Raw genomic sequence first — 21,400 nt, forward strand, 5'->3', positions numbered from 1 at the left:
GAGTCTGTCCTATGTATCTCGTCTCTCTACTTCGCCGATCTTCCCGCGCTGCCCGCTGCTGCGCTGTCTTGACCCTTGCCACTGCAACGCTGGGGCTGGGTAGTTGTTCGTCCGGAACCACGCCTGGGGCTGCGATTAATTTGGTCACCTCGCCGCTGTCGGTGTATGACCTGAAGGGGGACGTCGGTCTGATTCATGATCCGACGATCATCCGCCAGGGATCGAACTATTATGTCCTTTCGACGGACGGTGGCCAGGCAGGCGGCTTTCTGCCAATGTTCTGCTCGTCAGACAAGATCAATTGGAAGCGGTGTGGCCAGGTGTTTACGACCATCCCTGCTTCTCTGTCGACGGCGCTCGGCAGCGCGGTTACGTCGCTGTGGGCGCCAGACGTGAGCTACTTCAACGGCTTGTATCACGTGTACTTTGTGGCCTCGGTCTTCGGCAGCAAGAATTCGATCATCGCGTTGGCGACCAGCCCGACGATGAACCCTACCGACCCGACGTATCAGTGGACCTACCAGGGCATCACGTTACAGTCGCCGAGTGACGGTTCTGGCTACAACGCAATCGATCCCAGCATTCTTGTGGACACCGACAGCAACGGCAACCTGACGCATGTATGGATGACCTACGGCAGTTTCTATAACGGCATCGCGCAACGGGAGATCAACCCGGTGACCGGCCAGCTCTTACTGGCACAGACTGCTGCGCCGACCCAACTGGCGACACGGCCGGGGGTGGCAAATAATCCTATCGAGGGGCCGTCGCTGGTCAAGCACAACGGCTACTACTACCTGTTTGCATCATTTGACTATTGCTGCAACAGCAATTTCACGACGGACAACTACAAGATCGCGGTAGGCCGTGGCACGAGCCCACAGGGGCCGTTCGTGGACATGAACGGCATTTCCATGCTGAACGGCGGAGGAACGATCCTGTTGCAGACGGCGGGTGAGTTCACGGCGCCCGGTGGCGAGGACGTGCTGGTCGATCCGACCAACGGCGACCTGATTGCCTTCCATGCGTTGTCGAACACGCAGAATGGGTATGACTATTTGTTTGTGAAATCGTTGACGTGGCCTTCGGACTGGCCTGTGATTTCGAACTAGGCTTCAATCACTACAAAACACAATGCAGGGCCTCAGCTTAACGGCTGCAGGTCCTGCATTGTGTTTCTGGGTAAACCGGTCGTTTGGCGGACGATGAGCTTTGTCGTCACCTGCGCGACTGTGGGGAGGGTGGAGTTACCTGGTTGGACCCGGGCCAGCAGGCATTTGATCGCTGCCTTCGCAAGATCGCGGCAGGACATGCGCACGGTTGTAAGCGGCGGTATGGTGTACTCGGCGAGGTGTATGTCGTCAAAGCCGATGAGGGAGAAGTCGGCTGGGACCTTGAGGTTGGCCTCGAAGAGGGCATGCTGTACGCCGATGGCAGTCATGTCGTTGGAACACATGATGGCGGTGGGCCAATCGGTGAGTGCGAGGATCTTGTTCATGGCATCTCTACCGCCGTCAAGGGTGTGATCGCCTTCGACCATCCACAGCTTTTGGGGGACAATACCGGTGGTGCGTAAGCAGTTATGAAAGACAGATAGACGCGCCGCGGCGGAGTGCAGGTGAAGTGGGCCGCTAATGAAGCCGATCTTGCGATGGCCGAGGACGGCGAGGTGCTGGATGCCCTCGTGTATGCCCGCGCCGTAGTCCACGGAAAGGCGGTTGACACGAGTGCTGCTGGGCGCGACATCGATGAGAGCGACAGGGATGCCCTCGTCGGCGAAGCGCTCGACGAGAGCATCCTCGAAACCGAAGGTCATAATGGCGACGCCATCGACCTTGCGCTCGAGCATGCGGCGGGCGCAGTCCTCCATCTTGCGGGGGTTGTAGTCGGTAGAACCTATGAGGAGCTCGTAACCCTGGGCGACGGCGACCTCCTCGAACTCGCGGATGAGCTCGGGGAAGAAGGGGTTCGTGATTTCGGAGACGACAAGGCCGAGCATGCGGCTGCGGCCGGAGACCAAGGCGCGGGCCTGAGTGTTCGGTCGGTAGTTCAGCTCGCTTACTGCCTTCCAGACGCGGGCGGCAAGTGAGGGATCCACGGTTGCAACATGATTTACGGTGCGTGAGACGGTGGCTATAGAAACTCTAGCGTGGGCTGCGACGCTGCGGATGTCGATCTTGGGAGCTTTGGTATTGATCGTGTCGGGGCGCGCTCGAGCAGGTTTACTTGCAAGCGAAGGTTTTCGAGGCTTTGTGGAGTCCCTCTTCAATCTGGCATCCTTAGCAACTCTTCTTTACGTTCGATTCTTCAAGTCGTTTAGAGCAGCGAAGTGAGTGACTTGAGCAGTGAAGGTTTGCCTGTACACGTTGATAAGGTAACGTTTTTCAAAATTAATAGTAGGAAGTAGTGAACTTCTTCTAAGGGGATTATTGCATTAGGGCTACTGTCGCAGGAATTAATTTGGGCTCGCTGAGCATTCGCGTGGGATGCGGTTCGTTAGGGTGCTGCGATATGGTTGTGGTGACACTGACCGACGTTACGAATCGAAAGCAATGTCGATTTGAAGTTCAAATGCCCCACCTTCTGGGGAGGATGGGGCATTTTTTGCTACTACTCGCTGGCTATGGGACGAGGGCGGAGACGTGGATGTAACTGAAAGTGGCGCCTTCGCCGAGGTTGTCGGCGAAGATGCCAATCTTGGCGGACGTGCCATACGTGACGTTCCAGGCTGGCCCACGAACATAGGTGACGCCGTCCACACTGCTGTAACTGGTGTAGGTGGCTGCGCCAGTAGAGGCATTGGTGATGCGCTTGGCCAGCCGCAGGTAGGTGAAGGCCGAGTTGTGGGGCGTACCGACCGGGGCGGTCGACGAGTAGGCCGTATTGTTCGACGTGTTGACGCCGAACTGGTTGAGGAACTCAAGCTGTCGTGTGTCAAAGTCGGCCCAGTCGTCAAGACGGAGATAGACAGCGTCGCTGCTGTAGACCATCAAGCCCTGGGCGGGGTAGTTGTAGCTGCAGCAGCCGGTAGGCGGAGTGAGCGAGTGGAACTTGATCTCGACCATATAGTTGCCGGTTGGTTCAGCTTCGGCAAGAATTGGCAGCGTCGTCATGCTGTACGCCGTTCCGGGGACGTTGGTGGACTCTGCGAAGTTTGAGCACAGCGTGAAGCCAGTAGCGCCGAAGCCGGGTGAGACGCCGGGAACCGCCGCAAAGCCGTTGCCAGGATCGAGGCAGGCAGCGTTCGGGTTGGGGCCGTGAATGAAACTGAACTGGCTGGCGAAGGCGGTCGCTCCCGCGAAGTCCTGCGAGTATGCGGCAAGCGCCGCGCCAGGTGCGTCGGGGGCGTAGGCGGGTGGGACGTACCCGTTGGTGGCGGCGGGTTGCGCGGCGGGGACGGGTTGAGGTTGGTCGGAGTCACCCGTTCCGTTGCGGACCACAGGCCAGCCGTTGACCCAGTCGAGCGGATCCATCATGAGCTGGCGCGCGGTGTATCCAGTCACATTGGGCAGGTATTGCTGGTTGGTGGAGACGCCGGAGTAGAAGATGTAGTCTTGGCCGGCCTCGTCGGTGAAGGTGGTATTGCTGCCGGGGCCGACGATCGTGTTGCCGGTGTTTACGAACACGGTGTCGCCGCCGGCAGCTCCATTGGTGCCGGAGGTAGCGGAGAAGGCGTTCATGTCGTTGCCTTCCGCGTCAAGGTATGGTCCAGTGATGCTGGTAGAACGTCCGACACGAACGCTGTAAGTGGAGTAGGCTCCGCTGCAGCAGGCGCCTGCAGGTGTGGCGAATTCGTAGTAATAGCCGTTCTTGTAGAGCAGATAAGGATTTGTGTAGTAGTTGTCGACGGCGATATTAACCTCGGTGCCAGCGTTGGAGGTGAGGCCGTTGGCAGAGAGTTGACGGATGGATAGGCCGGCGTAAATTCCCCCATAGGCGATCCAAAGCTGGCCGGTCTGATCGGCGAGGACTTCAGGGGCGAAAACAGTTCGGTTACAGCTGTTTCCGCAGGCGAGCTGCTGGTTTACGACCGGTCCGCCGCTATCGATGAAGGGGCCGGCGGGTGTAAGTGCGACGCCGACGCCAATGGCAGAGCCACCCGGAGAGGCAGTGACAGCAGGCGCCTCATAGTAGAGCAGATACTTGCCGCCGATGAATTTGATGGCGGGCGTCTGCAGCTCCTGTCCGGTCGCGATCCACGTGGGGAGCGTGGCGAAAGCGTCGCGGACGTAGGTCCAGTTGACGAGGTCGGGGGAACTGAAGATGGAGATCAGGTGAGCGCGGAAGCTGCCGCCAGGAGTAACCGTGTCAGCGGAGTTGAAGGCGTCTCCGGTGCAGTAGGCGTACCAGGTGTCTGTACCCGCAAGCTGGTACTTGATGATGGCGGGGTCGGGGCAGTTGTAGACCTTGCCCGTGTTGTCGACTGTGTCGGTGAGATTGAGCGGGTTTGTGTAGTTGGCACCGGTGTAGGCGGTGATAGTGAGCTTGAGCGAGTTAGTGGTGTAGTTGGGCGCGTAGTTCGCGTCGCCCGAGTAGTAGGCGGTAATCGTATTGCCAGCCGTGCCGGTGACGAACTGCTTGGTGGTGAGCGTGGCAGCGGTCCCGGCGCTGTTGACAGACGCAGTACCCAGAACGACGGTCCCGTCGTAGAAGGTCACGGTGCCGGTGGGCGCTCCCTTCGTGGTGCTTTGAGGGACGATGGTCGCGGTGAGGGTGTCGGAGGTGCCAGCGGCGACCGTGGCATTGTTGGCGACGGTGCCGGAAAGGGTGACGGTATCCTGCGTGAGCGGCGAGTGGACCGTGACGGCCGCACCGGCAGTAGTTACCGAGCCGAGGAAGAAGCCATTGGCTGCCAGCGAGGCACTGAAGACCTGTGTGCCGGTGGGCGCGCCGATGGTGTAAGGGAGCATGGCGATTGCGGTGCCATTCACGGTGGAAAGCGCGGCCGATCCAATGACCGTGGGGGCGCCGCCATTGGTCGCGACGTAAAAGGTGACCGTGCCGGTAGGGATGCTCAAGCCGCCGTTCGCGATGGCGGTGAGGCTGATGGGGTCGCCTACGCCGGCGATGATGAAGTTGGAGGCGATCGTGAGCGAGGTGGGGTCGTAGACGTTGACCGTAACGGGTGCGGAGGTAGAGCCAGCGTGGGCCTGGTCACCACCGTAGACAGCGGTGATCTGATGTGCGCCGATGGCGAGGCCGGAGATGGTCGCGGTCACCGTGCCTGCCCCCGCTACCACGACAGGCTGAAGGTACGTAGTGCCATCGTAGAAGACGATGGTGCCGAATGCAGACGAGATGGCGGAACCGCCAGCTAGTGTAGCCGTGGCGGTGAAGGAGCCTCCGACGTTGATCGTCGTGGTGGAGGTGGTCAGCGCGACAGAGGTGCCGGGGAGCGCGGTCGTGGTATTGCTGCTGCTGTTACAACCCGTAAGAGGGAGCAGGGCGAAAGCGGCGAGAATGGCTGCGGCGATGACGCTGCGGAACTGGATTTGGTGGCTCACTGTGGTGGATCCTCACGGCGATAGTCTAGAAAACGTATTCTTGAATGGCTGCAATCGTACGAAGCAGATGAAGCGCGGCAGGGTTCCGGCAATGCCCCGCACGCACACCTGCGGATGTTGAGAGACATCGCTAGAGTTAGGAATCTTAGCGCGGAAACTATACCCACACACAATAATGAAGCGCAAGAGTCTTTTTGGGATGGGTAAACGCTTCCTGCGGTGGAGTGCCAGTGTCCGTAGCATGACGCGAACCAGCCCGTCCCGGCTTAACAGTCTGGGTTGCGTTCCACCGCATTCAGGTATTTCTGCAATGCGACCGCCGAATTCGTGGCTCGCGGTCTGCGTAGGTGGTTGGCTGATACAGAAGCTGAGGCGCTCTATATCGAGCCCGGTTAGCCGATGATATCGACGGTATTCCAGTCGGAATAGAGCGGGAGCGCTCCGAATTCGGTTACCGCCGTGCTGGAGCCTCGCGAGGCGAGCGGCAGCGGACTTCAATGGAGTTGGTCAAATCAAAGGCGTCAGCAAGCGGTAGAAGAGGCCGATCATCCTTACCGTCGAGCAGTATTTCCAGATCCTCGCCCTGTTGCCAGAGTCCTACCAGACGATGGTGGTGCTTGCCCAATGCACCAGCCTCCGTGCCGAAGAGATACTGGCGCTGAACGGGAAGCGGCTGCCGCTGCATGATGAGCGGTGGGCTGCTGCCGGGAAGTACGGCAGCGTAGGTTGGCATACCTTCCGCCATACCTATCGTTCCTGGCTGGACAGCACCTCGGCACCTATCGGCATGCAGCAGAACTAATGCGGCATGCCCAGGTTTCGACCACGATGATTGTGTACGGAAACGCCTTGATGACGTCCAAGCGTGAGGCCAACAGCAAGGTCGTAACGATGGCATTGAGGAGCGCTTAGGCCCATGCAAAAAACGCCAACCGCTCTCGATAACTTCCCAAAGCGATTTACGACCGCTGTTATTTGGGGTTATCTGGGGTTGACGTTTCGCTAAGTGGTTGCGGGGGTAGGATTTGAACCTACGACCTTTGGGTTATGAGCCCAACGAGCTACCGGGCTGCTCCACCCCGCACTTCCAATAATACGTAGGAAGGGCCCTGAGGTCAATGCCGGGTGAACGCCCCTCCTTTTGGAGCCGAAACTCGTCATTTGCCAGTGTTCGCGATAGATCTTCCTTCAGCCGCGTCCAGCGCTCATCAGATCCAGCCCTGTTTTCCTCAGTTCGCGCGCAGATCGACGCCTTCGGGGCAGCCGCTCTCGCCGTGTGGTCAACCGGAACTTTTGCCGCGAGTTCGCGTCTTACCTGATAGTGCAGGGCATCGAGCCCGGCACGCGTGCCTCGGCTGATCCGATGGCGATACAGATTGCATCCAACACCATGTTGCAGATGCGACGATTCTCGGGAGTGCAAGATGACGACTCGGTTGAAGTACAGTTTGGGCGGAATACTGATGGTAGCCTCCGCCAGCGCCTTCGCGCAGACCGCCCCTCCGGCCGCGAACGGTTTGCCAGACGCTCAGGTTGAGTCCAACGTGCTGCGCGCATTGGCGGGAGCCTCGGACCTATCCACACAGAACATTCAGACCAACACGGTCTACGGCACGGTCACGATCTCCGGCAACGTGCATGACGAAGCGATGCGCACGAAGGCTGAAAACCTCGTTGCCCGCACGCAGGGCGTGAAGAAGGTTGTCGACCAGTTGACCCTCGGCGACACCCCTCCACCCACCAACTCCGCCGACAACGCCCCACAGGGCGATCCCAATCAGGGCAATGCGCCGCAGGGACAGTCCGGACAGGTGTTGCTCTCGGACGGCACCTACGGTCCTCCTCCCTCTGGCGATCAGAATGGGCAGCCCATGCCACCTGACCAGCAGCTGCCAGCGGATCAGCAGCCTCAGGGCCAGCATGCTCCCCCGCCTCCGGGCTATAACGACCAGCAGGGCTATCCTCAGCAGGGACCTCCGCAAGGCCCTCCGCAGGGACGCCAACCTCTGTATGCAAATGGTGCTCCATATCAACCGCCTCCGGGAGCTACCGCAGGCCAGCGCCCGGGCATTCCCGTGGTCGTTCCTCCCAACTCACCGCTCCGCATCCGCATCAACCGCGGCCTGACCTCTCAGCAGACGCAGCCGGGCACGCCCTTCGACGGCACTGTCATGGGCGATGTTGTCGCCAACGGCGTCGTCGCGATTCCGCGCGGAGCCACGGTGCAGGGAACTGTCATCGACGCCAAGAAGGCAGGCGTCTTCAAGGGCCATGGTGAGATCGCTCTGCAAGTTACCTCGCTCACCCTCGGTGGACAGGTCTACCCCGTCAACACGCAGGTCTGGGTGAACGACGGTCACGATAAGACCGCAGGCACCGTCAACCGCACCGCAGGCACGGCTGCCTTCGGCGCCATCATCGGAGCTCTCGCGGGCGGTGGTGAAGGTGCAGCCATCGGCGCGGGTGTCGGTGCAGGTGCTGGCCTCGCTTCCTCGGCGGGCGGTCCTCGCGGCCAGGTCATGATCCCGCCTGAGTCCGTGCTCACCTTCGTCACCGCTGCGCCCACCCCGGTTCGCACCGTGTCGGAGCAGGAGATGCAGCGCCTCTCCTTCGCCGCCGGCCCCGGACCTCAGCCGCAGCGCCCCATGCGCCGCTACTATAGTCCGTACTACGGCTACTACTACGGCCCAGCGTACTAAGCCTTAACGAACTGCCAGCAGGCCGCGGACGCACTCCGCGGCCTGCTTCATTTGCACCGCGTTCCACCCATCGGGTAGCGGTTCTTCTATATACTGGTGGGCAAGCCCCTGCACACGGGAGTGGTGCGTCTTCTTTAGGAAGAAGGACTCCTGCTCGTGCACAAACATCCGGGCAACGCGGCCTCGTTCACCGAGGCCCGAATGAAGGTAAGGTCTTTAGCCAAGCATGATCCGTATTCTGCAGAAGGACAATCGCATCACAAAGACCATCTTCGCGGTGGTTATCGGCGCTGCCATCGTCACGATGGTCATCACCCTCGTTCCCGGCATCTTCCAGGATGGCACCACAACGCAGCAGGGCGTCTTCGCCACCGTGCGTTCGCCGGGCTGGCTCGGGCGCCTCAGCGGTGACAGCATCTCCATCCAGACCGCGGATGTCCAGCGTCAGGCTCAGCAGCAGATGCAGCAGCAGAACCTGCCGCCCTTCTATCTCCAGTTCGTCATGCAGCGCGCCGGACAGATTCAGGTCGAGCGTGCCGTCCTGCAGCGTGAGGCCGATCGCCTTGGCCTCCAGGTCTCGGATGACGATCTCAAAAATTTCCTCAAGAGCGGTCCCTACTCGCAGTACATCTTCCCCGGCGGCCAGTTCATCGGTGAGGACCAGTACATTAACTTCGTCGAGACCTACTTCCGTCTCCCTATCGCTGACTTCGAGCAGCAGGTCAAATCCGACCTCGAGATTCAGCGCCTCCAGGCTCTCGTCTCCGGTGGTGTCAGCGTCTCCGACGCGGCCGTCCGTGCCGACTACCTGAAGACCGGTACCAAGGTGAAGTTCGACTACGCCGTCATCTCGGCTGCTTCGATCTCGCAGACCATCAACCCCAGCGATGCCGATCTGCAGGCCTACTTCAAGGCCAACAGCACGCGTTACGCCTCGGCCGTGCCGGAAGAGCGCAAGATTCAGTTCTTCTCCTTCGACAGCTCCAACCTCCCCAACGGCGGCACCGCCCCGGTGAGCGATGCTGAGGTGGCTGCGTACTACGCCGCGCACCAGGATCAGTACAAGACGCAGGAGCAGGTCAAGACCCGCCACATCCTCATTACGGTTGCCAAGGGTGCTGATGCCAAGACCGACGCTGCCGCCAAGGCCAAGGCCGAGGACATCCTGAAGCAGGTCAAGGCTGGCGGCAACTTCGCCGACCTCGCCAAGAAGAACTCGGATGACCCTGGTAGCAAGGATCAGGGCGGTGAACTGCCGCTCATCCCCACCGCCGGTCTCGATCCCACCTACGCGAAGGCTGCGATGGCCCTCAACCCCGGCCAGACGTCCGACGTCGTTCGCTCGCAGTTCGGCTATCACATCATCCAGACCGAGCAGAAGCAGCCCGCCAGCACCAAGACGCTGGCTGAGGTTCGTCCCTCGATCGTCGAGGCGATCCAGGCACAGAAGTCCAGCTCTGCTGCCACCAACTACGGCGCACAACTCGTAGCCGAAGCCAAGAAGGACGGCATCCAGAAGACGGCTGACGCGCACAATCTCCACGCGCAGACCACTGACTTCCTCGGTCGCTCGGGTTCCATCTCCAGCCTGCCGGACTCCGCCGCTCTCATCTCCGCTGCCTTCGGCGCAGCCAAGGGTGCAGCTCCTCAGGTGGTCTCCACCGGTGAAGGCTACGCGATCTTCCAGGTCGTCGATGTGCAGGCAGCACATGCGCCTGACTTCGCCAGCTACAAGGACCATATCCTCACCGACTACCGTCAGGACAAGACCCCGCAGCTGCTGAACGAAGCTCTCATCAAGCTCGCCGACCGCGCCAAGGTGCTCAACGACCTGCACAAGGCAGCCGCTGAGCAGAAAATTGACGTCAAAACCAGCGACCTCGTTGGCCGCGATGCTCAGGTCACCGACATCGGTGCCATGAGCGGTGCAGCCTCCGTCGCCTTCACCATGGCCAAGGGTGCGATCTCCGGCCCCATCAACGAAGGTGCCAACGGCGCTGTTCTCCAACTGACCGACAAGCAGGAGCCCACGGCCGACGACATCGCGAAGAACTTCGCTGCGACCAAGGACAAGCTGCTCGATGCCAAGCGTCAGGAAGCCTTCAGCGTCTTCGTCGGGACCCTCATGGATCGCTACGAAAAGGCAAACGCCATCTCGTACTCCAAGAAGCCGGCCTCACCCCTCGGGCTCTAATCGTCGATAACAAATAGACAAACGCAGTCGGAGGCTCTAGGGCCTCCGATTTGCGTTTCACTCTTGCAACAGCCCCTAGTCATTGTCATCCTGGGCAACGCGAAGGACCTGCTTTTGTCGTAGCGATGCGCCGAAGGTTGCGAGTTTGCTTTGTAAGGGTACGGGCTTCAGCCCGTACGTTGAAAGCTCAATAAAAAATAACGGCTCTACCCCCTGAGGCGTGACTGTTCAATTCAACTGAACCCAACTATCGGTTCCTTTTCGTATAACTCACCTATAACCTGCATCCAACAGTCCGTGGGGGACATATGACATCGAAACGAATCTCCGGAGTTCTGTTGCACGTAACCTCGTTGCCATCCATCGGCGGCGTGGGCGACTTCGGACCAGCGGCTTACACCTTTGTAGACTTTCTCGCCGCTGGCAAGCAGCGCATGTGGCAGGTCCTGCCGCTGAATCCCACTGGCTACGGCAATTCGCCGTACTCCGCGCTCTCCGCCTTCGCAGGCAATCCGCTGCTCGTCAGCCTTGAGTTCCTCGTGCGCGATGGCTGGCTCTCCGCCGACCGCCTCCAGAATCTTCCTCCGCATGAAGGCCCCTGCAATTTCATCCAGGCAGAAGCCGTCAAGATGCCGCTGCTCGAACAAGCCGCACAGCACTTCCTCGACCACGCCAGCGACGAGACCCGCCTCAAGTTCCAGCGCTTCTGCAACGACAACTTTGCCTGGCTCGCCGACTACGCCATGTTCGACGTGCTCCGCCGCCGCTTCGATGGCGCCAGCTGGAACGACTGGCCGCGCGAGTACGCCCTCCGCGACGCCGACACCATGGCCAGGCTCCATCGCGATAACGGCCGCGAGCTTGCCATCGTCCAGGCCATCCAGTTCTTCTTCAACGAGCAGTGGTGCGCCCTCCGCACCTACTGCGGCCAGCACGACATCCGCATCCTCGGCGACGTCGCCATCTTCGTCAACTACGACAGCGCCGACGTCTGGACCCACCCCGAAATCTTCGAGCTCGATGAAGACCGCAAGCCGATGCGCGTCTCCGGCGTCCCGCCCGACTACTTCTCCGCCAACGGCCAGCGCTGGGGCAACCCGCTCTACAAGTGGCAGTACATGGAAGACCACGGCTTCGAGTGGTGGGTCTCGCGCATCCGCCGCTCGCTCGCGCTCTACGACATCACCCGTCTCGATCACTTCCGCGGCTTCGAAGCCTACTGGTCCATCCCCGCCGACGAAGAGACCGCCATCAACGGCCAGTGGATCAAAGCCCCCGGTCGCACGCTCTTCCAGAAGTTCCGCGAAGTCTTCGGCCAGAACCTGCCCTTCGTCGCCGAGGACCTCGGCGTCATCACCCAGGAAGTCGACCAGCTCCGCATAGATTACGATCTCCCCGGCATGCGCGTCCTGCAGTTCGGCTTTTCCGACCGCGGCGGCCATCTCTACCTGCCACACCAGTTTGTGCCCAACACCGTCGTCTACACCGGCACGCACGACAACAACACCACCCTCGGCTGGTGGCAGGACAACGCCACCCCCGTCGAAAAGCACAACCTCCAGACCTACCTGCACCCCATCGAGCAGGACGCCGACGTCGTCTGGGCGATGATCAAATGCGCCTCCGCCTCCGTCGCCGAAACCAGCATCATCCCCTTGCAGGATGTCCTGCACCTCGGCAGCGGCGCCCGCATGAATGTCCCCGCCGCCCCCGACGGTAACTGGAGCTGGCGCTACACCCCCGACCAACTCCACCCCGACCTGAGCGAAAAACTAGCCGCCATCATGGTCATGACCGACCGCGACGGCTACGTTCCCCCGGCCGCCAACGCCTAGCGCGCAGACATCGTCGCCGTTGTCTTCAGCGCAGCTCGCCGCACGTCCGCAGATCAACTCTCGCGAGTGCTGTTTGGCCTGCCTCGTTTCACACCCGGCCGGTCTTCCTCTACGCAGCGGTCGGAGACCTCCACCGGGTTGGCCATCTTCCCTGCGGCCGCACGAGAAAACGTCCGCCACATCCGGTTCACGTCCACCGGCTTCCCAGGCCGAACCTCGCGCTCGACCGCGACGTGCATGGCCGAAAGGAGTTCGTCGCGTAATTCATGAAAAAGCTTGCTTATATAAATGGAAGGCACTGGTCTCTAAGGCTAACAGCCTATCCCTGCTGTCCGTAGCCTTGGCGATCGACAAAGGCTACGGTTTCGTGAAAAACGGGAGTATCGATCTCGATCAGCTTTACCTCACGCAGCGCCGTGAACTAAGCAGTTTCGGTCTCTTCGACCGGCTTCATGTCTACCTCGACCTGCAGTTTGTGTCCTCCGCCGCCCAGGATCAGCCCCCGCAACGGGCTCACGTCCCCGTAATCCCGGCCCCAGGCTACCGTCACGTGGCCGTCTGTCGGAGCGACGTTATTGGTGGGATCCATATCGAGCCACCCAGCCCCGCGGCAGTAGGCAGACACCCACGCATGCGACGCATCGGCTCCGATCAACCGCGGCTTACCGGGCGGAGGATACGTTCGCAGATAGCCGCTCACATAACGGGCGGCGAGGTGGATCGACCGCAGGCAGGCGATCTGAACGTGGGCGAAGTCCTGGCAAACGCCTCCGCGCTTTTTGAAGACCTCCTCGGTCGTCGTCCGCACAGTGGTTGCCTTAGAGTCAAAACGGAAGTCCTGGTGGATGCGAGACGTGAGTTCGAGCAACGCCTCCGCCATCGGTCGGCCAGGGGTGAAAGACTCCAGCGCATACGCCGCGAACTCCGAATGGATGCGGATGCGTGGTGATTCGAACTGGTATTGGTAGGCGGCCAGGCCCTCAGGCCGATGATCCTCGGCCAGCAGTCGGCTCGACTCTTCCCAGGGCAGAGACGCCTGCGCCTCCGGCTTCACTGCTCCCGCACGAAGCACCTCGCTCGTTGATTCGACCACCAACTCTCGATGTGGCTCCTGCACGGTGAAGAACCACAGCACATTGCCGAAATAATCCACTCGTTCGGTGAGCGTCGCAGGCGTCGGGGAGATCCGCAGCGTGTTCTCGATGAGTTGATTCTGTTCGTACGAGCGCGGCTTCAGGCAAGCTATATGATTGCCCACCGTGACCGGAGAGCCGTATCTATACGTGGTGCGGTGGCTGATTTGGTAACGCATCCCTACGTTATTGTCCCACGTTGATCGGCAACGTTCGCGCATGGCTGAAGTAGCGGCTGGACAGATCGTTGGACCAGGAGGGGAGCAGGTTTTCAAGCTCGCCAAGGTAGCGGTCCAATCGCTGCAGTCCAGCACTTCGGCGGACCGCCGTGTCGGCAGCAGGATAGAGCATGGCTTGCAGGTCGATCTCGCGCAGATACTCCAGCGCATCCTGCATCGTCTTCAGGTCGGCAGGATCGTAGCGGGGCAGCTTCTCGTAAAGCTCGACCAGATGACTCAGTTGAAACTCAAGCGAACGTGGGTTGCTGTCATCCAGCATTAGCACGTCCATTACGGCGAGCGGTTGCAGCGTCGTGTAATAACGCGTTCTGTACGTCACCGAACTGTCCGCGACCTCAAGCAGGTACTCGAGGTACTTCCAATCTTCCACGGCAAGAGGTTTCGTAATCACCCGAAGCTGGCGAACGATAAAAATAGCTCGTTCCAGCCGCCGGCCGAGGCTCATAAACAACCAGCCTGAACCCCGGATAAGATTTTCCCGCTCCATTCCCGAGAACGCCGACAGCAGCCCCAGGCATTCCGTCAACATCACCGAGTATTGCGGCAGCGTCGCGCGCCGGTCGTTCGTCATGCACGTGCGCATCTGCCCGATGAGCAGCATCATGTCGGCGGACAATCGCTCCCTCACATTGCCACCGACCCGTCCCACTTCACTCAGCGTGCAGGGCAGACTGTCATAGCGCTCCATGTCCGTCAGCATCGAGAAAACTTCCTTCTCCAGAGCGGCGAACGTCGCCCGGGTGCGTCTGGTCTTCGGCAGCTTGCTTTGCCGCGAACCAAGACTGCTGTGCAAACAGAGAAGACTGGCAAGGTCCTTTTCTTCCGCATGGCGAATCTCGGGAACCAGAGATCGCAGAATCCGCGCCATGTTCTCTGCCCGCTCCACGTAGCGGCCAAGCCAGAACGTGTTGTCGGCCACTCCGCTTGGAACGATGAGCGAAGCTCGCCGCAACTCCAGCGGCTCCGTCACGGGCCGCAACATGCTGAACGTGTCTACGGGCCGATCCGACAGCACCCACGCATCCTTGCTATGGCCACCGCGCTGCATGGAGACAACCGCCCCGCTCGCCTCAGAGACCCGCACCAGACCTCCGGGCAGCGCCACCCAGCCAGTCGGCGTATGCAGGACGTAGGTCCGTAGCACCATGCTACGCGGTTTCAGGCGGTCCTCCTCCCAAACCGGCGCAGTCGACAGCGCCACCTGCTCCTGCGCTACGTATTCGTGCGGAAAGGCCAGCAAGCGCTCGATCAACTCGGTCTTCTTGTGTTCCGGAAGCTCCGACCCGAAGACGGGCTCCATGCCGCGCGACGGAAATGCCGGCTTCACAACAACAGTCTCCAGGTGGTTGAGCACCCAGTCCAGCGCGCGCGGCTGTCCGCACCACCATGTCGCGACAGAGGGCAGCTTCAACTCTTCGCCTAGCAGATGTTTCGCCAGCCCAGGCAGAAACGGCATGATGGCCGCAGACTCGATCAGACCGCTTCCCAGCGCATTCGCCACCGTCACATTTCCGGCTACGATCGCGTCCACCAGTCCCGGCACGCCGAGCAGCGAGTCCCCGCGCAACTCCAGGGGATCGCAGAAGCCATCGTCGACCCGACGCAGGATTACATCCACTTGCTCGAGACCGCTCACCGTCTTCAGGTACACACGCCGGTCCCGCACCGTCATGTCCGCTCCCACCACCAGAGTGAAACCGAGATACTTGGCAAGGAACGAGTGCTCAAAGTACGTCTCGTTATGAGGCCCGGGTGTTAGCAGAACCACGCGCGGATTCTCACAGTGTGCCATCGCTATCAGCGCGTCCCGTTGTGCCCGGAAAAACGGAGCCAGGCGCCGCACATTCGATGTGCGAAAGAGTTCGGGCAAAAGGTCGGAGATGATGGTGCGATTTTCCAGAGCGTACCCGCTGCCTGAAGGCGCCTGTGTGCGATCGGCAAGCACCCACCACTGGCCATCCGGCGAGCGGGCAAGGTCGACAGCCAGCATGTGCAGCTGGCTATGTTTCGGAACGGGTACGCCCACCAGCGGCCGAAGAAACGCAGGATTGCCGAACAGCAGGGAAGCTGGAAAATGACCTTCCTTCAGCAGCTTCTGCTCGCCGTAGAGATCTTCCAGCAGGCGGCTCAGTAACTCCGCGCGCTGGATGATGCCCGCCTCAATAAAGCTCCATTCCTTCTCTAAAAGCAGCAGAGGAACGACATCTGTACGCCACGGCCGGTTAGCCCCCAGCGGGTCTCCGTAGATGTTGTAGGTGATGCCGTTTTCGCGAATACGTCGTTCGGCAAGCGCCCAGCGCCGAGTCAGTTCTTCGACGCCCAGCGTATGCAGCGACTCTATCAATGCATCCCAGTGCGGGCGCGGACGCACGCCGTCGGCGGACGACTCATCGAAGGTGTCCCCGTAGTGGAGAGCGGATTGGTAAAGATCGCTGATCAAGGCAGCCTCTCACCAAGGGAGATGTCAGCGCCGCTGTCCGGTCCGGGGAAGCGGAGATCCAGGGTCATCGGGAAGATCCGATTTATCTCTACCTCCGGGCTGGGCATCGGTTCAGAGGGCGGCTCCGACACTTGGAATCGCTGCAGTCGGCTGCCAGGGCTTCGTCGGCATCGCGTGGCCGGGTGGTATGTACGGTTCCATCCGGTGGTCCGGCAAAGTAGGTACATCGGCCGACGGAGCGATGTTTCCACGTATCGATCAGGTCAAACACCAGCGGCGTATGAACGGGAATCGTGGGATGCAGTGCAGCCGAAAGCCGGCGCGCGCGATAGCGTATCCCGGCCACAGCCTCGCCAGGAATACCGGTTGGCATGAGAGGCACACGGCGTCCGTTGCAGGCGACCACGAAGCGCGAGTCTGCAGTCAGCCCCGTCACCTTCACCTGCATACGCTCGAGCGACGAGTCCACACTGCGCCCTGTGCGACCCGAGTTCGTCTCCTCTGCCAGAACGTTCCAGGGCTCAAGCGCCTGTCGAAGTTCAAGTTCCACACCTTCGGCTGCGATGGACCCGATCTTCGGAAAGCGAAACTCCAGGTGCGTCCTGAACCAGTTATCCTCAAACGGAACTCCCGCCGAGCGAACATAGCGCAGAACATCCTTGAAGTCTTCGTGAACGAAGTGGGGCAGCATAAATCGATCGTGCAGCGCGCTCTCCCATCGCACCAGGTCCGCAGTGAACGGCTGCTTCCAGAAGATGCACACCAGCGCTCGCACCAGCAGCATCTCGACCAGACCCATGCGGTAGTGCGGAGCCATCTCGAACGCGCGAAGCTCCAGCAGTCCCAGCCGCAGACCCTGTCCCTCCGGCGGATACATCTTGTCGATGCAGAACTCCGCCCGATGCGTATTGCCGGTTACATCCACAAGCAGATTGCGGAAGAGCCCATCAAGAATATCGGGCGGACACGTATCCCCTCTCAACTGGCTGAACGCGACTTCGAGCTCGTAGAGAGCGTCCACTCGCGCCTCATCGACGCGCGGATACTGGCTCGTCGGTCCCACATACATGCCGGAAAAAAGGTAGGACATCGAAGGATGCCGCTGCCAGAATGTCACCATGCTCCGCAGCAGATCGGACCGGCGCAGTACCGGGCTGTCTTCTACGGTCTTCGAACCCAGAACAATGTGGCTGCCACCTCCGGTCGAGAGATGGCTGCCGTCATAAGCAAATTTGCCAGCGATCAGGCGATGGCTGTGCGCCTCTTCATGCAGGATTGCGTTCAGTTCTTCGAGGTCGTCCCAGTTCGCCGTCGGAGGCAGGTTCACCTCGAGCACCCCGGGATCGGGTGTCAGCCCATACGATCTCAGGCGCGGATCGGGTGAAGGTGCATAGCCCTCCAACCACACCGGAATCTGCAGGTGCGCGCAGGTATCTTCCACCGCCGCAACCAGATCAAGATAGTCTGCGGCGACCGGCGTGTAGGGCAGGAAGACATGCAACCGGCCTTCCACCGCCTGCACGCACAGCGCCGGTCGAATCAGTACCGGCGCTTCGTCGGCTGTGCTCGACAGCGCAGGCAGGGGATCGACAGCAGGCGCTGCGCCGAACAACTCCGGCCGCCGCGAAGGCCATGTAGGCAAAGCGGGAAGTCCATCCGGCCCCTCGGTCTCGTAGGCAAGTTCATCGGGCGCGACGAAAGGTACCAGGTCCGCGGTGATGCGGTAGCCAATGGGTGAGTCGCCCGGGAAGAGAGTGAGCCGCTCCGGTCGGTCAAACCATAACTGGCTCGACCACGCGAGCTGCCCTCCAGGCTGGCGACGCCGCAGCGGAAGGATGTACCCCGTAGCTTGCTTCGTATCCTCGTCAGGTTCGAACGCCGCGAGGATGTTCTGGTCCGTCACTTGCAACCGTCTCGACAGGGCCTCCAGAAAGCGAAGAGCGTCATCCAAACCAAAATCGGTTGCATCCTCTTCCCGCGCAATCAGGTCGCCGTTCTCCCAGATCGGAATGCCGTCCACACGGGAGATGCATTGAATGGCCCAGCGCGGCAGCTGCTCCCCCGGATACCACTTTCCCTGGCCGAAGTGCAGCAGCCCACCCGGAGCGGTTCGCTCGCGCAAACGCCGAATCAGAACCAGGCCTCGGGTGCGTTTCACAGCCCCCAGCGCCTCCACGCTCCACTGCGGGCTCTCCGGTTCGTCGATCCCGACAAACGTCGGCTCGCCCCCCATCGTCAGTCGAACGTCCTGCTCCTCTAGCTTGCGATCGATCTCATGTGCGACCTCGCGCACCCTCGTCCACTCTTCCTCGCTGAAGGGTTTCGTCAGGCTGGGCGATTCGTTCAGGCGCTGGACCGAAAGACTGAAGCTGAAATCAACCTCAGCCGACTCAACCGTGCCCGAGATCGGCGCAGCCTGCAGCGGGCTCGGCGTGCACACCAGCGGAATATGCCCCACGCCAGTAAACAGTCCCGACGTCGAGTCGACGCCGATCCAGCCGGCTCCCGGCAGATAGACCTCCGCCCACGCATGCAGATCGGCTGAGTCCGCCTTTGCACCGAAAGCCTCGTCGTCCACCGGCTTGTCCTCGGCCAGTTGGATCAGATACCCCGAAACAAACCGCGCTGCCAGCCCGAACGATCGAAACACCTGGACCAGAAGCCATGCCGAATCCCGGCATGATCCGCTCAGTTCTCCAAGTGTCTGCTCACAGGATTGCACCCCATGTTCCAGCCGCGTCAGATACTCCACGCGATCTCGCACCCGGGCGGTCACGTCTCCCAGGAACGCCACCGTGTTTTGCGCTGTCGCCGGAATCTCGCCGACGAAAGCCTTCAGCCGCGGGCCCATAGGCTCCATCTGGCGGTACGGCTCAAGATTTTGTGCCAGCTCCGCCGAATATTGAAACGGAAATGTCTCGAAGCCGGGATCGATCAGGAACGCAAAAGGGTTGGTAGGCGTCATATCCGCGATCAGCGTCACGTCCACGATCAGCTCGGAGCTCTTGGAGCGGAAGATCACGCGTGCCAGATGATTGCCCAGCGGATCAACCTGCCAGTGCAGAATGTGATCGGCTGGCGTCACCTTCAGCACATAGTCCTCAATAGGAGTTTTGCAGTGCGGAGCAGGGCGCAACTGAATAATCTGAGGACCAAGAGTGACGTCCTTTTCATAACGATAGGTCGTTCGATGATGAAGTCTGACGTCAATACACATGGATACCTTCATCCTATACGTTCTGCTCAGCGTTCTATCGACTCTTCTGGGAACCGGAAGCCACGCAATTCGGAGTCGGACGGCCTCTTCATCGGCAGTCAGGCTAAACTGAGGATTCGCGCGTCAGACCGGACCGCATCACCACGACATAGGAGTTTTTCTCTTGCTCATTCGTTCTGAGTTTGACATTCAGTTTCGCCTGCCCGCACCGACTGCGATCGTCGCGATGCTCCATCTGCACCCATCCGTCGAGCCGCAACTGCACTCCGGTGGTCAACTCCTGATCGAATCCCTCGACGATCCCTTCAACCACAGTCCGGCATCCACCAGCTACACCAAGTCTATCGTCCCTTCGCGAGAGTACTTCGACGGCTTTGGCAACCGATGTACGCGTTTCATCGCACCGGCTGGATACCTCTGGCTGTCCGGCACCAATGTGATCGATGCCAGCCCTGAGGTGGATGCCGTCTACCTCGATGCCCGGCAGTCTGCCATCGACGATCTTCCTGCCGACGTACTCCAGTTCCTTCTGCCCAGTCGGTACTGCCAGGTCGACCAGTTCGGCGGCATCGCCCACGATCTCTTCGACTCCTACCCCCAGGGCTGGCAACGCGCCGTCGCCATTCGTGACTGGGTCCATGAAAGAGTCGCCTTTAACTACAACGCGGCACGCCCCACCAAGACGGCCATGGATGTCTTTACCGAGCGCGTTGGCGTCTGCCGCGACTTCCAACACCTCGCCATCACTCTCACGCGCTGCCAGAATATGCCCGCCCGTTATGTCACCGGCTACATCGGCGACATTCGTCGACCCTCCAGCGGTCCCGGCGATTTCAGCGCGTGGTATCAGGTCTTCCTCGACGGCAAATGGGTTGATCTGGACGCTCGCCACAACTATCGCCGACTTGGGCGGATCTTGATGGCGACAGGGCGCGACGCAGCCGATGTCGCCATGACTACCGCCTTCGGTGCTGCCAACCTGACCAGCTTCTACGTCGATTCTTTCGAGTTGGACGCCGAGGGCAAGAGAGTTCCCGCACCGTCCTGCCCGCCGCAGGGAACTTCGATTGATCCTGTAACTCCCCAGCTCAACACCCCGACCCAGACCAACATCAGTCAGACCAGCCCCACGCAGACACAGGCGGCGACTACGTAGCCTCGCCTCTTCACATACGGAAGCTTCAGGACCAGGGCCTCTGATCAAACTGCGCTTTGAAGGGTACGGGCTTTAGCCCGTACGTCGAAAGCCCCCATACGTTCAGGGGCTTCAGCCCCGGAGGGACCCAATGTTTGACACTGGATGGACTTACTCAAACCTTCCCGAAGCACGCTTTCGCGTTTCCTCCCCCAACCAGATATCCTGAAAGAGACAAAGGAGAAACACGTTGCCACTTTCCGGAGAAGCAATTCGCACCATGAACTACGTCGATGACATCTCGGTCACCCTGCGCCGCATCCTCACCGTGCTGCCCAGCCTCACCGAAGAAGAGAAGGCCCGCGTCGCTGACCACATCAGCAAGGCCGAACCCAGCTACGAGTCCGTCGTCGCCGCCTTCAAAGCCAAGTAAATGAAGATCGCCGTCATTGGAGCCGGGACCGCAGGCCGCACCTTCGCGCTGCGCTGCGCGGTCGCCGGCTTCGATGTCGTGCTCGAAGACGTCATGCCCAACAAGCTGCGGCGTGCTCAGGATGAATATGCCGAGCTGACCGCAGGCGCTTCAGGCTCCCTGCGCTTCGCCGCCACGGTAGAGGACGCCGTCCACGATGCCGACATCGCCATCGACTTCGTCCCCGACGAACTCGAATCGAAGCTGGAGATCTTCAGCCTCCTCGACCGCATGGCCCCACCCCGCACCCTCCTCTGCACCCCGACCAATGCCCTCAGCCTCACCGACCTCGCCTCCTGCACCTACCGTGCCGGCAAGTGCGTAGGCCTCCGCGGCGATCTCTCCACCGGCCACATCGAGGTCCTTCGCAGCCACTTCTCCGAGCCCGAAGCCCCCGCCGCCATCACCCGGATGCTGACAGCCCTCGGCATCGCCACCACCCTGGTCGACGACGTCGAACAACCCATGCTGGTCAAAAACCTCTAAGACCTGTCAAGCCCCAAACCCCGCAAACCATTCATTCCAAAAGAAA

Annotated in this window: 13 protein-coding genes and 1 tRNA gene; 8 read left to right on the top strand and 6 right to left on the bottom strand. The window is 60.7% G+C overall.

Features of this window, described 5'->3' with window-relative positions; genetic code table 11:
* Positions 1–11: 11 nt before the first annotated feature.
* Positions 12–1,112, top strand: coding sequence for an arabinan endo-1,5-alpha-L-arabinosidase (locus OHL14_RS13165; RefSeq protein ID WP_263379816.1), 1,101 nt, complete (start codon positions 12–14; stop codon positions 1,110–1,112).
* Between the two features lie 32 nt (positions 1,113–1,144).
* On the opposite strand, the gene OHL14_RS13170 is transcribed toward OHL14_RS13165, so the two are convergent.
* Complete coding sequence (locus tag OHL14_RS13170) at positions 1,145–2,269, bottom strand: LacI family DNA-binding transcriptional regulator (RefSeq protein WP_317890419.1); 1,125 nt, start codon at positions 2,267–2,269, stop codon at positions 1,145–1,147.
* A 352-nt stretch (positions 2,270–2,621) separates the two neighbouring features.
* The gene (locus OHL14_RS13175; protein ID WP_263379817.1) at positions 2,622–5,504 is read right to left on the bottom strand and encodes a family 43 glycosylhydrolase; all 2,883 of its coding nucleotides are present in this window, start codon (positions 5,502–5,504) and stop codon (positions 2,622–2,624) included.
* A 586-nt stretch (positions 5,505–6,090) separates the two neighbouring features.
* Here OHL14_RS13175 and OHL14_RS13180 point away from each other — a divergent pair.
* The gene (locus OHL14_RS13180) at positions 6,091–6,306 is read left to right on the top strand and encodes a hypothetical protein (protein WP_263379818.1); all 216 of its coding nucleotides are present in this window, start codon (positions 6,091–6,093) and stop codon (positions 6,304–6,306) included.
* A gap of 205 nt (positions 6,307–6,511) precedes the next feature.
* Here the strand turns inward: OHL14_RS13180 and OHL14_RS13185 are convergent.
* Positions 6,512–6,588: transfer RNA gene (locus tag OHL14_RS13185), tRNA-Met, on the bottom strand.
* A 340-nt stretch (positions 6,589–6,928) separates the two neighbouring features.
* Here OHL14_RS13185 and OHL14_RS13190 point away from each other — a divergent pair.
* From OHL14_RS13190 to malQ, 3 genes are all read left to right on the top strand, one after another.
* The gene (locus OHL14_RS13190; RefSeq protein WP_263379819.1) at positions 6,929–8,203 is read left to right on the top strand and encodes a BON domain-containing protein; all 1,275 of its coding nucleotides are present in this window, start codon (positions 6,929–6,931) and stop codon (positions 8,201–8,203) included.
* A 226-nt stretch (positions 8,204–8,429) separates the two neighbouring features.
* Entirely contained in the window at positions 8,430–10,397 is a 1,968-nt protein-coding gene (locus OHL14_RS13195) for a peptidyl-prolyl cis-trans isomerase (RefSeq protein ID WP_263379820.1), read from the top strand.
* Between the two features lie 308 nt (positions 10,398–10,705).
* On the top strand, positions 10,706–12,232 hold the full coding sequence (gene malQ, locus OHL14_RS13200) for a 4-alpha-glucanotransferase (RefSeq protein WP_263379821.1): 1,527 nt from the start codon (positions 10,706–10,708) through the stop codon (positions 12,230–12,232).
* A 421-nt stretch (positions 12,233–12,653) separates the two neighbouring features.
* Here malQ and OHL14_RS13205 read toward each other — a convergent pair whose 3' ends face one another.
* The 3 genes from OHL14_RS13205 to OHL14_RS13215 form a co-directional block, all read right to left on the bottom strand.
* On the bottom strand, positions 12,654–13,544 hold the full coding sequence (locus tag OHL14_RS13205) for a transglutaminase family protein (RefSeq protein ID WP_263379822.1): 891 nt from the start codon (positions 13,542–13,544) through the stop codon (positions 12,654–12,656).
* Positions 13,545–13,551: 7 nt separating this feature from the next.
* Positions 13,552–16,044: a circularly permuted type 2 ATP-grasp protein gene (locus tag OHL14_RS13210; protein ID WP_263379823.1), complete on the bottom strand. Its 2,493-nt coding sequence runs from the start codon at positions 16,042–16,044 to the stop codon at positions 13,552–13,554.
* 88 nt (positions 16,045–16,132) lie between these two features.
* Positions 16,133–19,261, bottom strand: a complete 3,129-nt coding sequence (locus OHL14_RS13215) for a transglutaminase family protein (protein ID WP_263379824.1) — start codon at positions 19,259–19,261, stop codon at positions 16,133–16,135.
* Positions 19,262–19,424: 163 nt separating this feature from the next.
* Here OHL14_RS13215 and OHL14_RS13220 point away from each other — a divergent pair, with 163 nt between their 5' ends.
* The 3 genes from OHL14_RS13220 to OHL14_RS13230 all read left to right on the top strand — a co-directional run bounded on the left by OHL14_RS13220 (position 19,425) and on the right by OHL14_RS13230 (position 21,354).
* Complete coding sequence (locus OHL14_RS13220) at positions 19,425–20,417, top strand: transglutaminase-like domain-containing protein (protein WP_263379825.1); 993 nt, start codon at positions 19,425–19,427, stop codon at positions 20,415–20,417.
* Between the two features lie 229 nt (positions 20,418–20,646).
* The gene (locus OHL14_RS13225; protein ID WP_263379826.1) at positions 20,647–20,829 is read left to right on the top strand and encodes a hypothetical protein; all 183 of its coding nucleotides are present in this window, start codon (positions 20,647–20,649) and stop codon (positions 20,827–20,829) included.
* On the top strand, positions 20,830–21,354 hold the full coding sequence (locus OHL14_RS13230; RefSeq protein WP_263379827.1) for a 3-hydroxyacyl-CoA dehydrogenase NAD-binding domain-containing protein: 525 nt from the start codon (positions 20,830–20,832) through the stop codon (positions 21,352–21,354).
* Positions 21,355–21,400 lie beyond the last annotated feature (46 nt).

It is taken from the genome of Granulicella paludicola (assembly GCF_025685545.1).
In the GTDB taxonomy this organism is placed as follows: Bacteria; Acidobacteriota; Terriglobia; order Terriglobales; family Acidobacteriaceae; genus Granulicella; species Granulicella paludicola.